This window comes from Rickettsia akari str. Hartford, from assembly GCF_000018205.1.
In the GTDB taxonomy this organism is placed as follows: Bacteria; Pseudomonadota; Alphaproteobacteria; order Rickettsiales; family Rickettsiaceae; genus Rickettsia; species Rickettsia akari.
Window position 1 is genome coordinate 453,313 of the sequence record NC_009881.1, and the last position, 14,766, is coordinate 468,078.

A 14,766-nucleotide genomic window follows, 5' to 3' on the forward strand; every position below is an offset into this window, starting at 1 on the left:
GTACTAAATATATAATGTTTGTAGATAAAACTTTAATGATTACAGGAGGCACTGGTTCGTTTGGTAATGCGGTGCTTTCTCGTTTTCTTAAATCCGATATTATTAACGATATTAAAGAAATTAGAATTTTCAGTAGAGACGAAAAAAAGCAAGAAGATATGCGTATTGCTTTAAGTAATCCGAAACTTAAATTCTATATCGGAGATGTGCGTAATTATAAAAGTATTGATGAGGCGATGCGTGGTGTAGATTATGTATTTCATGCTGCTGCTTTAAAGCAAGTTCCGACCTGTGAATTTTATCCGATGGAAGCAATCAATACTAACGTTTTAGGTGCTGAAAATGTGTTAAGTGCTGCTATTAATAATAAAGTAGCAAAAGTTATTGTATTGAGTACCGATAAGGCTGTATATCCAATTAATGCAATGGGATTATCTAAGGCATTAATGGAAAAGTTATCAATAGCAAAAGCTCGTATGTGTAGCCAAGGTGAAACTGTGCTTTGCGTTACTAGATACGGTAATGTTATGGCATCTCGCGGTTCAGTGATTCCTCTTTTTATTAATCAAATAAAACAGGGTAAGGAATTAACTATTACCGAGCCTTCAATGACACGTTTTTTAATGTCGCTTGTAGATTCCGTAGATTTGGTTTTATATGCGTTTGAGCATGGTCGTCAGGGTGATATTTTTGTACAAAAATCTCCAGCAAGTACAATTGAGATACTTGCAAAAGCGTTACAAGAGATATTCGGTAGTAAAAACAAAATACGTTTTATCGGTACACGTCATGGAGAGAAGCATTATGAATCGTTAGTATCATCCGAAGATATGGCAAAGGCAGATGATTTAGGTGGTTATTACCGTATTCCTATGGATGGGCGTGATCTTAATTATGCAAAATATTTTGTTGAAGGCGAAAAGAAAGTGGCACTTTTAGAGGATTACACTTCGCATAATACAAAACGTTTAAATTTAGAAGAAGTAAAAAAGTTGTTGCTGACTCTTGATTACATACAAGAGGAGCTAAAAAATGCTTAAGGTAATGACTATTGTCGGTACTCGTCCTGAACTGATTAAACTATGCTGCGTGATTTCCGAGTTTGATAAATATACTAATCATATCCTAGTTCACACCGGTCAAAATTATGCATATGAATTAAATCAGGTGTTTTTTGATGATATGGGTATTAGAAAACCCGATTATTTCTTAGAAGTAGCAGCAGATAATACAGCAAAATCTATTGGGCTTATTATCGAACAAGTTGACGCAGTCCTTGAGAAAGAAAAGCCCGATGCCGTTTTGTTTTACGGTGATACTAATTCCTGCTTATCGGCAATTGCTGCTAAACGTCGTAAAATTCCTATTTTCCATATGGAAGCAGGAAATCGTTGTTTTGATCAAAGAGTACCTGAAGAAATAAACCGTAAAATCATTGATCATATTAGTGATGTGAACATTACGTTAACCGAGCATGCAAGACGTTATTTAATTTCTGAAGGTTTACCGCCTGAGCTTATTTTTAAATCAGGCTCGCATATGCCTGAAGTTCTTGACCGTTTTATGCCTAAAATATTAAAGTCGGATATTTTAGATACATTATCATTACAAGCAAAGCAGTATTTCTTAATTAGCTCACATCGTGAGGAAAATGTTGACGTTAAAAATAATCTGCAAGAATTATTAAGTAGTTTACAAACGCTTATTAAAGAGTATAATTTCCCCGTAATCTTCTCAACACACCCAAGGACTAAAAAAAGACTTGAGGATTTAGGTGGTGGGAAAGAGCTTGGTGATAAAATAAGGTTTTTACCGGCTTTTAGTTTTACGGATTACGTCAAACTTCAGATGAATGCGTTTTGTATTTTATCCGATAGCGGTACTATTACTGAAGAAGCCTCTATACTTAATTTACCTGCTTTAAACATTCGAGAAGCACATGAGCGTCCTGAAGGTATGGACGCCGGAACGCTTATTATGTCGGGCTTTAATGCTGCACGGGTACTACAATCGGTGAAATCAATTACGGCAGAACACGAGAATAATAAAGATACGGAAGAAATATACTCAAATGATTTGGAGAATTGTAATGTAAAACGAGGAACGAGCACGCACAGCCTATACTTAATAGGTGGGCATGCGAGTTCTCCAAAGTTTTGCAGAGATAATTCTTCAAAGCAGAAGAGTATTGTGTCGGATTATGCTGCAGCAGGACTTGTATCAAAGAAAATATTGCGTATAGTTTTAAGTTATGTGGATTATGTTAACCGTACGGTGTGGTTTAAGAAGTAACATTATTCATTGTTATCATATCAACAACATGAAATTCTTTAAATTAATAAAACTTAACCTTGTATTTTTAAGTGTTTTTTTACTAATAACTCTTATATCTTCTTGTTGTTATTCCAAAGAAAATTCTTATAAAAAAATAGTTTTTCTTGTTAGTACAGAGACATTCGGCGGCAAAGGCGTATACGCGATGTATAATGAGATGAAAAAAATAGGTCATGATGTCAAAATTGTAATAGTACCTCATCCTCATCCAAATATTCAAGGAGGAATAGATACCGAGTTTATTAGTAAATTTGATATACAAGATGTGATATATCCATGCGGTAAGTATGCTTCTTATTCAAATGTTAATACAAAATGTGAAATTTCTGAATTAAAAAAGTATCAGCCGGATTTTATTTTTACGCAAAACCCTTACGAAAATTTTCAAGGCTATATATCAGAACCTTTTACGGCTGCTAATTTGTATAAGAGTTTTAGAGGAACTAAAACAAAAATTATGTATATAGTCTATGGTCCGCATATATTTCATCAAAAAAATATTGATGATGATAAGTTATCAAGTTTCATAGAGACGGTATTTGTTGATTCAGAAAGTACAAAGGATATATTTATGAGTAATTATAAATTTCCTAAGGATAGAGTTATTGTGTCAGGTTATCAACCATACTATGAAGTAAGACATTATAATATTAACGAAAAACCAAACTCGGAAACCATTTTATGGCTTCCTAGATGGGAATTATCGTTTAAAAATAGAGATTTATATGAAGGAGGTTCTACTTTCTTAAATTATCACTATTTTTTCTATAATTATGCATTACAACATCCTGATATTCATTTTATTATAAGACCGCATGTTACGCTATTTACCTATGCGGTCGGTAAAAATTACTTAAGCCAAAGTGATATGGATAATATCTTAAGTAGATTTAACTCTTTAAAGAATGTTACTGTTTCTGCACATGCATTCAGGTCGTTACTGGATGATATAATGGTGTCGGATATTGTAATAAGTGACGGTACTTCATCTCTTGCTGAAGTAGTAGTTGCCGATAAGCCTATAATTTACTTAAGTAATGGTTGGAATAATGAATTTAATAGCAATGCTCTATCTAAAGAATTAAAAAAATATATGTATTTTGCTTATGAGCCGCAAGATATTATTAACTATATAGAATTTATTAAGCAAAATCATTATTTACCTTATCATGAAAATAGTAGTGGTAGAAATCAATTTAAAAAGATGCTTGATCCTGTAGAAAACCCTGCTGCATTTATCGCCGAATATTTATTAAAGTGATAATAGTTTAAATAATTTATGTTAGAAGAAATTTATAATGATGGAGAAAGATTAATGCCTGGGGAAATTCATGATGTTTTAGAGGTAATGCGTCATAAAAGTAGTTATAAATTTTTTAAAAAAATTATAGAAGCCGATATACTTAATAGCCCATTAATGCCAAATCAAAAAATAAAAATTCTAGATATATGTTGTGGAATATGACATGGCGCTTTCATGCTTAGCGGTGTATTAGGAGTAGAAATTATCGCAATAGATATCAGTAAAGAATCTATAATTTATGCTGAACAAAATTGTGGAGCATCTAATATAAAATATATTAAATCTGATTTAATTAGTTTGATTAAAAAGTCAGAAGAATATGATGATATTGTATCACGACATGCACTTGAGCATATTGAAGATGGGTTAAATCTAGCACTTAATCTTAAATATAAAAACCGATTAATAGTCAATGTACATTTTAATGAACCGGAATAGCATATATATAATTTAGTTAATTGGATTACTGAAAAATACTTTACATCATATCAGAACAAAGAATTTGTATATGAAGAATTAGATGGCTTAACTAACGACACACATTCTGAAAAAAATCCTCCTAATTCTATAATCTGTATATCCAGTCACTCAGATTTTAAGCCTATAAAGCAATTATTTCACTATTCAATCTCAGCTTGGACACCAGAATTTTTAGAAAAGCTAGGTTTTCTAAAAATTCCAAGATATATTAAAACAATTGCTGCAAACTAGAAATGCATTTAAAAATAGCGAAGAGAAAAACTTAAACTATGAGATTAAATAATACTGTAACAGAGCCAAATAATGCCTTAGAAGAAATAAAAATGCTTAAAGTGAAGAAGCAAAATCTATTTTTCTAAAGCTCTATAGAAAATTTAAACAATAAAGGTATTGATAACTAAAGAGAGATATCATCCTGTGGTTTGTGATCTAGATCTAGGAAAATAACTTAAAATACTAATTTAGTATTTTTTAACTGGCTCTAGTTCCTAAACCACTGGATGATATCAAGCTTGTTATTATTCTCTTTCTTTAGTTAGCAATGCCACAATAAAACTAACATTTCATAAATTATTTCTAAAAGTTATGATAACTAAAAAAGATAAAACTTTAAATATTTATTGTCCTTTAGTTTCCATTATTATACCTGTCTATAATGGGGCTAATTATATGCGTGAAGCGATAGATAGTGCTTTAGCCCAAACATATGAAAATATTGAAATTGTAGTTGTTAATGATGGCTCTAAAGATAATGGGAAGACAGAAAATGTAGCATTATCATACGGTGATAAAATACGCTATTTTTATAAAGAAAACGGTGGTTGTGGTTCGGCTTTAAATTATGGTATAAAAAACATGAATGGGGAGTATTTTTCATGGCTTAGCCATGATGATATATATTATCCTAATAAAATTGAGCATCAAGTTAACATATTAAATAAATTAGATAATAAAGATACTATCATTTATGGCGGTTATGAATTAATTGATGAAAAAGGAAGTTCTTTACGTTATATTAAACCGGATAGTGTGCTACCTATAGATAAACTTAATATTTCTTTATTACCTTTATTACGAGGATTAATACATGGTTGTTCGTTATTAATGCCTGCTAAATATTTTCATGAAATTGGTATATTTAATGAAGCTTTACCGACAACGCAAGATTATGATTTATGGTTTAAAATTTTCCGTGTTGCCCCTATTCATTTTGATGAGTCTATCCTAATTAAATCTCGTTTTCATTCAGAGCAAGGTAGTAAAAAAATATCAAATCATAACGAAGAATGTAATGTATTATGGTCATCGTTTCTTCACGAGTTAACAGAAGAAGAAATGATCAAAATGGAAGGTTCTCCTTATTTATTTTTGACTCGTACAGCTACTTTTTTATCAAATAATACTCCATATAAAAAAGCTTGTGACTTAGCAAATACTATGGCTAAGCAAGTATTACATGATACTAAAGTTAGTGTGATTATACCGGTATATAACAGAATAAATTGGGCAATTGAAGCTATAGAAAGTGTACTTATTCAAACACACAAAAATTTTGAGATACTTATAATAGATGATGGATCGACTGATGATATATCAGAATTAATTGCAAGATGCAAAAAAGATAAAAGAATAAGATACTTTCATAAAAAAAATGAAGGACCTGCTGCTGCACGTAATTTAGGTATTAAAAATGCTATAGGAAAATATATTGCTTTCCTTGATTCGGATGATTTATTTTATAAGGATAAAATAGAAATCCAATTACAGTTTATGGAAGAAAATAACTGTATATTTTCTCATACTTCATATCAAAAAATAGATGAAAAAGCAAAATATATAGAATCTGTTCATTCTGGGTGTTTTAGTGGAAATGTTTTTCCTCAAGTTATACAAACTTGTCCAATAGCAATGCCGACAGTTATGGGAACTTGGACATTATTCCAAGAAAATTTATTTCCTGAAAATATAAGAAGTGGTGAAGATTGTTGTTTATGGATATCTATTGCTAGTAAAAACTCAATAGGCGGTATAGACAAAGAATTGTCTAAAGTACGAATTAGCGGTGGTACTAATACGTTTATGGACCCAAATAAATATTCAGTAGGTTTAATAAATATTACTTCTTATGTTCTTAATGATCGGTATTTAAGTAAATTTAGTCCGTTTACTATTAATTTATTATTAGCAGCTGTTACACAATTAAGATTATTAGAAAATAAAAATAAATACTATAAAAAAAGTAATATTTCTTCTTCTAACAATAATTATGTAATGCAAAAAATACGAACCTATTGCTTTGTAACAAAAATTTTGATTTTGTTAACTATTACTTCTATAAGGCAAGAAGGAATACGTGCAACAATCTCTAGAATACGTAGATGGCTTAGAAAGCATATATAAATAACTACTCCTCAAGTATCTTAACTTTTGAGCAGTCACCGATTTTAGTCATACCTTCGTTAACGACTAAGTAACCTTCTTTAATATCGTTAGAGGTAATTTCAATTAGACCTTCTGTACGTGTACCGATTTTACGTATAATTGTTTTACCGTATCACCGTCTATTTTATAAATAAAATTACCTTGATTATTTCGTTGAATACAACTTTTCAGGAACGGTTAGATTTTTATGAGGGTTAATTATAAGCATAACATCTACAAAGCTATTATACAGGATTTTTGTCCCCATAGGTAAAATAATTTTAGCTGTTCAAGTACCTTGATCCTATAAGTAATGTGATACTGCTCCGATTGTGCTTTTAATTTTTCCTGCAATTAAAACTTCAGTATTGATTCCAACTTTTCCGCTTAAAGACTCCGGCAATTCAATAAAAATGCTTTGTGAGTTTGCTGTTCCGGTAATGCTAAAAAGATAGTCGCCTATTTTTACTTTATCGCCTACCATAGACTTAATTATGCCTATTTTACCGGAGTAGGGTGCAGTAATTATCATGTCGTTATATGTTTTGAGAGCTTTGGCATAATTAAATTTTGCATCTTCAAGTTCGCTTTTTGACCTTTTATATGCCTCATTGCTTACAAATTTTTTAGCAAATAACACTTTTATATTATAATCTTCTTGTTTTATTTAATAAAGATGCGGCTCTAGACTTAGTGGTTTCTGCTATGTTTTTATCTATCACCAGCAATATATCCCATTTTTTACTATTGCTCCTTGATGTGCCGAGACTTTTTCAACTAATCCGGTAGCATTAGCGTAATAATCACTGCTATTATTATTTTGGCATTGTCCTACAATATTAAATATGTCGTAAAGTGCGGCAATTTGTACTTTAGTCGCTTTTACTCCTATAATTTTTTCTTTTTCCATTTTATTTGCCATAGTAGAAAGTGAGATAAGTAAGGTAAAAAGAACAATAAGCCTTGTAGGCATAATATCAGACCCTAAAGTGAATAGGTGTCATCTAGTTAGTTTGTCTGCAATAAAATACCTCCAAGTTATGACAAAGTATGCTTTTTAAGTTCCTCATCCGTTAACCATTTATATTCTTTTTCTAGAATTTCAAATCTCATCTTTTCTAATTGTGCATCAAGATCAGGTTCAGGAATGATAGCAGAACCAGTAAACTCAAATCCTTGATAGTTAATTTTTAGTTTTTTACAAGTTTCTTGTAATGATAATAAGTTTTCTTCTATATCATCGATAAATATTATTGATTGCGGATAATAATTTGTTTTGCGTAATACATATTCAAGTACGCTTCCTTTATCATATTCTGCAGTGTAAATTATGCCGTCTTTTAATGTAGGTTTACCGTAACCGGCATTAAAATCTTCTATTATTATCTCATCTTCTGACGGTGAAAATTCTTGAAAATTTACCTTTAATTCAGTGAGTTCACGAACTCTCCATTCAATCATATCTTCAATTACACCGAATTTACCGGTAGGAAGTTTAGTAAGCCCCATTGCCGGAATATTTTTTGCTTTAAGTAGAGCAAATATTTCCAAAATGTCTGAATTAACGAATCTCGCTTTTTTTTCTTTAAGAATAACGCTAAGTAATAATTCGCATTCTTTTTTAGTAAGTCTTTTTTCAATATCTTCCATTAATGCTTTTCTATAATCATGTGTTAACCTAGATTCATCGCTATCCATTACAATTACTCCATCTACGTCAAAAAGCACCAAGCTAGTATTATCTGCTTGCTCTATTGCTTGTATAACTTCTTTAAAATCATGAACTTTATTTATTTTGCTATACATATCTATCTTTTATTGATTGTTTAAAATCTAGATCACGTTATTACCCTTAGATATTACCAATGCGAATAATTTTATGTCATTCCCGCGTAGGCGTGAATCCAGTAAAACATCTGAAACACTTGTTTCGTATATGTTTATTTTATCAAATATGCAACTTAACTATATCAACATTAATGTTATTGGTCTTGATTCCCGTCTACGCGGGAATGACACAAAGCAAGTTGTCTAATTCATACAACACAGTTCTAAATAACTACGGGTATCTATATTTATTTTGTAACGTCACTTATAATTTCTTCTAAGGAATTTGTCATTATCTTTAAATCTTTTTCTCTAGACAAATTATGGTGACCGTCTTTAATTAGCTTCATTACTATTTGTTTACTAGTTATTTTTTCTAATAATTTTACTGAAACATTATAAGGCACGTCTTCATCTAACATGCCATGAATTAGATGTACCGGTATATTGATATCAATCTGTTTCTTTGTCAATAATAAATGTTTTTTTGCATCTTCTATCAATTTATAGCTCATCGGATATTTATGCTCACAATTTTTACTGTTTACTTCTAATATTCCCTCTTTTTGTATCTTATTTTGATCGTCTAACGATATATTTTGCCAAATATTTTCGGTAAAATCCGGAGCAGGGGCTACACACACAAGCCCTTTTATTTTATCGGGAAATTTTAAAGCTGTAAGAAGTGCTAGCCATCCTCCCATGCTCGAACCTACTAATATCGCCTCCTTATCAATTAATTTGTCTAAAATTAGTGATACTCCTTCTAACCAATCACTAATTGTTTGATCCTCAAATTGTTCCGATGCATTCCCATGACCGAAATTATCAAAAACAATAAAATTATAATTGTTTTTTTTACAATAATCTATTAAATAGATAGCCTTAGTTGATTGCATACTAGACATCAAGCCGTGTAAAAAAATTACAGATGGAATATTTGTATTAATTATTTTATAATTATCATAGACAATAAATTTGTCTTGTGTTTTATTATAAAGCTTGTGCATTTTAAATAATTATTTTAATAGATTGAGATTTAATGCCTTCATCAAAGTCAAGTAAACGATACAATAAATATACTGTTTTGCAAGTAGTTCCTGCTCTAGTCTCTGGAGGTGTTGAAAGAGGTACTATAGAAGTTGCAAAATATCTTAAAATGCTTGGTCATACTCCTATTATCATTTCAGCAGGCGGCACTCTAGTTAAAGAGTTAGATAAGGAAGATATATTACATATTGAGATGAATAGTAACAGTAAAAATCCTTTCGTAATTCTGAATAATGTCAAATTGATAGCAGAAATAATCAAGAAATATAATGTTGATATAGTTCATACAAGATCAAGGGCACCGGCATGGAGTTCATATCTAGCAACAAAATGGACTAACGCTAAATTTCTGACTACTTTTCATGGGGTTTACAATATTCCGAATAGTTTTAAAAAATATTATAATAGCATAATGCTAAAAGGTAAGAGAGTTATTGCAGTATCTAATTTCGTAAAACAGCATTTGCTTGCACACTATAACATTGATGCAGATAAAATAGTAGTAATTGAACGTGGAGTAAATTGTGATTATTTTGATCCTGCAAATTTAACGCCTGAAAAACTTAAAAAATGTCGTGATAAATATGATGCACCGAGCAACGTGCCTATAATATTAATGCCTTCTAGAATGACAAGCTGGAAAGGACATCTTGTTCTAGTAGAAGCATTAAGTAAGTTAAAACATAGAGATTTTTATTGTTTAATGGTCGGTGATATATCTCGACATCCCAATTTTACTAATAGAGTCAAAGAGCTTATAGCTACTCTAAAACTTCAAAATAAAATTCAAATTTTCGGTAATGATTCTGATATAATAAACCTATACGGGATTTCCGATATTATCGTTTCTGCTTCAATCGAGCCTGAAGCTTTCGGACGTACTATTATAGAAGGGCAGGCAATGAAGAAGCTTGTTATTGCAACTAATATAGGCGGGGCAGTAGAAACGATAAATAATAATATAACCGGTTTTCACGTAGAACCAAATAATGCCGAAGCGTTAGTACAGAAAATCGATTATTGTTTATCGATTTTAGGTACTGATACTGCTAGGAAAATTCAAGAAGCAGCAAGACATACGGTAATTAATAATTTCTCTCTTGATCTAATGCTAAGAAAAAACCTTGAAGTCTATAAAGAAATCTTCAACAACTCCCATAATTGAACATACTCATGATAAATGAAAAGTAGAGTATATAGGAGTAATAGTTATTCTCCTAATAAGTTTATTTCAGCATCAAATCTTCAAGATTTATATACTGATCATCAAAATTATTATAGTCATGAGATTTACCGTCATGATGCACTATAAACATTAGATTTTCCGGTAAAAATTCTTTTAAAGCTTGTTGTGCATTTTCTATAGATATTTTATCAAGATTGGCACACACCTCGTCTGAAATTAATATTTTAGTGTTTGACATTATAGCTTTAATGATTCCAATTTTTCTCTTTTGACCGCCACTTGGTGCATTTATTACATCATAATTTTTATCACTTAAGTGCGTAATTAATGTAGCTAGATCTAATTTTATAAATAATGTATTAATTTTTTCTTCTAATGATTGTTTATTACTTTTAATGATTAATCAAGACCTGAGGTTATTACTTCAAATAAAGTAGATTGAACCGATATGTAACTATTCTGATCAATAAATATTATTTTTGGATTTTGATAATGGGTAGGTATGGAAATTTCACCAACACTATGACATGGGTCAGCAATACAAGTTACTAAACTCTTTACAAAAGTGGTTTTGCCTTTCCCCGAGGGAGCTGCAAGAAGATAATGTACTCCTAATTTTAATACTAATTTTTCAAAACTCAAAATAGTTCTTTCGCCTATAATTAGATTATAATCAGAAACGACAAGTTCATCATTTGTATCATAGTAGACCATGTTATTCCTTTGATCCTCAGAGGAAATTGCCTCTATTAATTTTGTAATTCTTGCTTGTGATGTAGCTGCTCCACTAAAGATTATTTTTAATGAGGAACTTGTTAAGAATAATTTTAAAGTTTCATACCAAGGATTAAGTAGTAGAGCTTGCGCAAGTGTAATCTATCCATTTTTTACTTTATCAATATAGTAAAGTGATTTTATGCATTTCTCTGAGATATCTAATATAGTAATTCTAGTATTTTTTGTTCTATCTAAAAACAACATTTTCTTTGATATTTCTTTGTTAGCTTTAAGTTGCTTGGCATATTGATTGTGTACAAATTGAGCAGAATCAGTTAACAAGATATTTGAAGTGTTATAGGATATATTGCTTACTATAGAAGCTTTATTTTCGTTAATTTTCCCCGCTTCTTTCCTGTAAGCAATATCCAGTTGATATAATATTGTCAAACTCATTAAATATAATAGCTTATGGCACTAAATTCATTATATCTTGCGATGCCATAAGCTGTATAATTTTTTGAGTGGTAAAATTCCAATAGTAAAAGTATTATGAATATCAATAAATAAATTATTAGTAATAGCTTCTGTATCCTTTAATCCTAAAATTTTACTTTTATATTCCTCGTTTAGTAATAGTTCTAAAGCTTTTTGTTCCATTAAATCTTGAGTATTTCGTGTTAAAGAAGTTTTATATGATTGGAGTAGTGTGCTTATTATATTTTTTCCACACCATAAAATACTGATTTTTGCTCCTTGAGAAATAAGAGGTCCTATATCAGCATTATGGTCCTGTATTAGTAAGGTTAATGCAATTAATGTATTGCCGTCATTTCCGGTATAGTTAATAAAACTACTATTTATGCATGCTTCAATTAAATCTAAAACGTTTGTTATAAATATGATAAAATCCTTGCGTTACATCTTTAATTTAATTTTTTAAATCATTAGAAAGTATATTAGGATCAATTATCCTAATATTCGTGGTTAAGTTTGTTTGAATTTCTTTTAAATTTTCCTGATAATTTAAGCAATCAGTCCCATAATATTATTGCAGCTGTAGAAGTTAAATAAATTGGTACTGAATAATTAGGAACAGTTGTGATGAGATTTGTAGCGATAGGATAGACTAAACTTCCTTTAAATGTAGAAGAAGTAAGATAATGTTTCTAAAATCCCTTTCGGTTATTAAGAGTTCATCAGCAAGAGTTGCCGAAACAAAAAGCCTGCTTCCTTTTGTCCCATTTACAATAAAACCAGTTATACTGCTAATTATTAAATGCATTCCATATGCTAACTTCTTGGAAAAGTTAGAAGCAGCATTATTTTTATTAAAATTTTCTGTACTTATACTTTTTTCTGGATGTCCGCTTGCGCTGGAATGATATAATAGCATTTACCAGTCCACACAATAACACCTTGCGAGGAGCCGCAGGCGACGTGGTAGTACAGAACAAACAATAAAAAAATTCTGATTTACCGTTTTTCTTTAGCTCAGACATTAAATTCCTAACTAATCTATCTTTAATAAACGTTGCCGAATTAGGTGATAAGTTGTACTATAATATAAAGGAAAAATGTAGGTGTAGGGAAGAAAGTAAAAAGGCAGGTAAATAAAACCTACCATTTTGTAACTATTAACGAGAATATAACTCGATTACTAAATGAACTTCTGCTTCAAAAGGATATGGGACATCAGAAAGAGCAGGAACTCTTAAATATTTACCGGTTAATGAATGCACATCAAATGATAAATACCCCGGTGTTGTTTGACCTTGTTTTGAAACGGATTCTTGGATAAGCGGTATTTGTTTGACGGATTCTTTAATTGCTATAACATCACCTTCCTTTAGTCGTATGCTTGCTATATCGGCTTTCTTACCGTTTAATTTAATATGTCCGTGCGAAACTAACTGTCTTGCAGCAAAAATAGTTGGAGCTATATTCATTCTATAAACTACAGTATCAAGTCTACTTTCAAGTAACCCAATAAAGTTTTCACCGGTATTACCTTTCATTTTTTGAGCGAGTACAAAAAGATTTCTAAATTGTTTTTCAGTGACACGACCGTAGTGGCATTTTAACCTTTGCTTAGCTTTTAAATGTAAACCATAATCTGAAGTTTTAATCATGGCATTTTGTCCATGCTGCCCGGGACGATAATTTCGCGTATTGAAAGCATCCTTGCCATCACCCCATAGACTTACTCCAAGCCTTCTACTAGCTTTATATTTAGAACGAACAATTTTTGTCACTGAGAGTATCCTTAACTTTATATTTGAACTACGAGACAATGATATACATTTCTTATATCAAAGTCAATCATTGATTTTTACCTTAAAACTTTTTATATTTAATTAAAAAATATTTCATATGAGTTCTTTAGTAACGCAAATCGATTTAGATAAAATCAATCATTCACAAAGTACCGTTAAAGACTATATCTTACTTATGAAACCGCGTGTGATGTCGCTTGTAATGTTTACAGGTTTTGTAGGTATGTGGCTTGCTCCTTATTCTGTGCATCCTTTTATTGCTGTTATTGTGCTTGCTTGCATATCTCTTGGGGCAGGGAGTGCAGGGGCAATTAATATGTGGTACGATAGAGATATCGATAGCTTAATGAAACGTACTCAAAAAAGACCTCTCGTCAGAGGTGCTATAGAACCTGATGAGGCTTTATCTTTTGGTTTGATAACAGGATTTTTTGCAGTATTTTTTATGGCTTTATGTGTTAATTTACTTGCATCCTTTTTACTGCTATTCACTATTTTTTACTATATCTGTATTTATACTATTTGGTTAAAGCGTCGTTCTATACAAAATATTGTTATTGGCGGAGTATCGGGAGCATTACCTCCTGTGATAGGTTATGCAGCGGTAAGTAATACTATATCTCTAGAGTCAATTATATTATTTTTAATTATTTTTATTTGGACACCGCCGCATTCATGGGCTCTCGCTTTATTCTGTAACGATGATTATAAAAACTGTAAAGTACCGATGATGCCTACAGTAAAAGGGATTTTATATACTAAGGAACAGATTCTAATTTACAGCATTCTTTTATTTCTTGTTTCGTTAATGCCGTTTTTTATTGGAATGAATAATTTTATATATTTGATAATTGCCGGTATGCTTGGGTTAGTATTTCTATATTATTCCGGTTCTTTATTCTATGACACCCCTGATAACAAACAAGCTAAACGATTGTTTGCCTATTCGATATTTTATTTGTTTTTTATCTTTTTACTTTTGTCTTCAACTAGCACTATATCCAATATTAGCTAAGAGATAATAGTGTTGGGTTACTTTTATGGACGATAAAATTGAAACTCAACGTGAAGCAACATATCATAAGTTTATTTTCATGCAAGTGATTTTGTATTTATAATTCAACTGCGTTTACTACATAACTGTAATTTTTAAATTTTATGCTTGTGTTTCG

At 30.7% G+C, this 14,766-nt stretch carries 14 protein-coding genes and 2 pseudogenes; 7 read left to right on the forward strand and 9 right to left on the reverse strand.

Features of this window, described 5'->3' with window-relative positions; all coding sequences use genetic code 11:
• Nucleotides 1-14: 14 nt before the first annotated feature.
• From capD to A1C_RS02260, 5 genes and pseudogenes are all read left to right on the forward strand, one after another.
• A complete protein-coding gene (capD, locus tag A1C_RS02240; RefSeq protein WP_012149430.1) occupies nt 15-1,040 on the forward strand; it encodes a UDP-glucose 4-epimerase in 1,026 nt (341 codons plus the stop codon).
• A complete protein-coding gene (gene wecB, locus A1C_RS02245; protein ID WP_012149431.1) occupies nt 1,033-2,292 on the forward strand; it encodes a non-hydrolyzing UDP-N-acetylglucosamine 2-epimerase in 1,260 nt (419 codons plus the stop codon). Before capD ends, wecB begins: the two co-directional genes overlap by 8 nt.
• Nucleotides 2,252-3,595, forward strand: a complete 1,344-nt coding sequence (locus tag A1C_RS02250; protein ID WP_041816759.1) for a hypothetical protein — start codon at nt 2,252-2,254, stop codon at nt 3,593-3,595. Before wecB ends, A1C_RS02250 begins: the two co-directional genes overlap by 41 nt.
• A gap of 18 nt (nt 3,596-3,613) precedes the next feature.
• Nucleotides 3,614-4,075: pseudogene (locus A1C_RS07640) on the forward strand (class I SAM-dependent methyltransferase).
• Between the two features lie 627 nt (nt 4,076-4,702).
• Entirely contained in the window at nt 4,703-6,517 is a 1,815-nt protein-coding gene (locus A1C_RS02260; protein WP_012149435.1) for a glycosyltransferase family 2 protein, read from the forward strand.
• Nucleotides 6,518-6,521: 4 nt separating this feature from the next.
• Here A1C_RS02260 and A1C_RS02265 read toward each other — a convergent pair.
• The 3 genes and pseudogenes from A1C_RS02265 to A1C_RS02275 all read right to left on the reverse strand — a co-directional run bounded on the left by A1C_RS02265 (nt 6,522) and on the right by A1C_RS02275 (nt 9,375).
• Nucleotides 6,522-7,511 (reverse strand): annotated as a pseudogene (locus tag A1C_RS02265) (efflux RND transporter periplasmic adaptor subunit).
• Between the two features lie 65 nt (nt 7,512-7,576).
• Complete coding sequence (locus A1C_RS02270) at nt 7,577-8,344, reverse strand: DUF2608 domain-containing protein (protein ID WP_012149436.1); 768 nt, start codon at nt 8,342-8,344, stop codon at nt 7,577-7,579.
• Between the two features lie 269 nt (nt 8,345-8,613).
• Nucleotides 8,614-9,375 (reverse strand): alpha/beta hydrolase, encoded by a 762-nt coding sequence (locus A1C_RS02275; protein WP_012149437.1) that lies wholly within the window; start codon nt 9,373-9,375, stop codon nt 8,614-8,616.
• A gap of 32 nt (nt 9,376-9,407) precedes the next feature.
• Between A1C_RS02275 and A1C_RS02280 the strand changes: the two genes are divergently transcribed.
• Nucleotides 9,408-10,580, forward strand: coding sequence for a glycosyltransferase family 4 protein (locus A1C_RS02280; RefSeq protein ID WP_012149438.1), 1,173 nt, complete (start codon nt 9,408-9,410; stop codon nt 10,578-10,580).
• 61 nt (nt 10,581-10,641) lie between these two features.
• Here A1C_RS02280 and A1C_RS08465 read toward each other — a convergent pair whose 3' ends face one another.
• The 6 genes from A1C_RS08465 to rpsD form a co-directional block, all read right to left on the reverse strand.
• Nucleotides 10,642-10,839 carry a P-loop NTPase family protein gene (locus A1C_RS08465; RefSeq protein ID WP_012149439.1) on the reverse strand — a complete coding sequence of 66 codons (198 nt, stop codon included), beginning with the start codon at nt 10,837-10,839 and terminating at the stop codon, nt 10,642-10,644.
• Nucleotides 10,840-11,000: 161 nt separating this feature from the next.
• The gene (locus tag A1C_RS02290; RefSeq protein ID WP_012149440.1) at nt 11,001-11,315 is read right to left on the reverse strand and encodes a P-loop NTPase family protein; all 315 of its coding nucleotides are present in this window, start codon (nt 11,313-11,315) and stop codon (nt 11,001-11,003) included.
• A 162-nt stretch (nt 11,316-11,477) separates the two neighbouring features.
• Nucleotides 11,478-11,774, reverse strand: coding sequence for a hypothetical protein (locus tag A1C_RS08470; RefSeq protein WP_012149441.1), 297 nt, complete (start codon nt 11,772-11,774; stop codon nt 11,478-11,480).
• A 30-nt stretch (nt 11,775-11,804) separates the two neighbouring features.
• The gene (locus tag A1C_RS08475) at nt 11,805-11,978 is read right to left on the reverse strand and encodes a hypothetical protein (RefSeq protein WP_012149442.1); all 174 of its coding nucleotides are present in this window, start codon (nt 11,976-11,978) and stop codon (nt 11,805-11,807) included.
• Between the two features lie 469 nt (nt 11,979-12,447).
• Nucleotides 12,448-12,714: a hypothetical protein gene (locus A1C_RS08480; protein ID WP_012149443.1), complete on the reverse strand. Its 267-nt coding sequence runs from the start codon at nt 12,712-12,714 to the stop codon at nt 12,448-12,450.
• 241 nt (nt 12,715-12,955) lie between these two features.
• Nucleotides 12,956-13,573 carry a 30S ribosomal protein S4 gene (gene rpsD, locus A1C_RS02310; protein WP_012149444.1) on the reverse strand — a complete coding sequence of 206 codons (618 nt, stop codon included), beginning with the start codon at nt 13,571-13,573 and terminating at the stop codon, nt 12,956-12,958.
• Between the two features lie 118 nt (nt 13,574-13,691).
• Here rpsD and cyoE point away from each other — a divergent pair, with 118 nt between their 5' ends.
• A complete protein-coding gene (cyoE, locus tag A1C_RS02315; RefSeq protein ID WP_012149445.1) occupies nt 13,692-14,609 on the forward strand; it encodes a heme o synthase in 918 nt (305 codons plus the stop codon).
• Nucleotides 14,610-14,766: the final 157 nt, after the last annotated feature.

Coding starts and splice junctions, on each gene's coding strand:
- A1C_RS08465 (WP_012149439.1), bottom strand. CDS start 10,839: ATGTCAAACACTAAAATATTAATTTCAGACGAGGTGTGTGCCAATCTT.
- A1C_RS08480 (WP_012149443.1), bottom strand. CDS start 12,714: ATGCTATTATATCATTCCAGCGCAAGCGGACATCCAGAAAAAAGTATA.
- A1C_RS02275 (WP_012149437.1), bottom strand. CDS start 9,375: ATGCACAAGCTTTATAATAAAACACAAGACAAATTTATTGTCTATGAT.
- A1C_RS02270 (WP_012149436.1), bottom strand. CDS start 8,344: ATGTATAGCAAAATAAATAAAGTTCATGATTTTAAAGAAGTTATACAA.
- A1C_RS08470 (WP_012149441.1), bottom strand. CDS start 11,774: ATGAGTTTGACAATATTATATCAACTGGATATTGCTTACAGGAAAGAA.
- wecB (WP_012149431.1), top strand. CDS start 1,033: ATGCTTAAGGTAATGACTATTGTCGGTACTCGTCCTGAACTGATTAAA.
- A1C_RS08475 (WP_012149442.1), bottom strand. CDS start 11,978: ATGGAACAAAAAGCTTTAGAACTATTACTAAACGAGGAATATAAAAGT.
- cyoE (WP_012149445.1), top strand. CDS start 13,692: ATGAGTTCTTTAGTAACGCAAATCGATTTAGATAAAATCAATCATTCA.
- A1C_RS02290 (WP_012149440.1), bottom strand. CDS start 11,315: ATGGTCTACTATGATACAAATGATGAACTTGTCGTTTCTGATTATAAT.
- capD (WP_012149430.1), top strand. CDS start 15: ATGTTTGTAGATAAAACTTTAATGATTACAGGAGGCACTGGTTCGTTT.
- A1C_RS02260 (WP_012149435.1), top strand. CDS start 4,703: ATGATAACTAAAAAAGATAAAACTTTAAATATTTATTGTCCTTTAGTT.
- A1C_RS02250 (WP_041816759.1), top strand. CDS start 2,252: ATGTGGATTATGTTAACCGTACGGTGTGGTTTAAGAAGTAACATTATT.
- A1C_RS02280 (WP_012149438.1), top strand. CDS start 9,408: ATGCCTTCATCAAAGTCAAGTAAACGATACAATAAATATACTGTTTTG.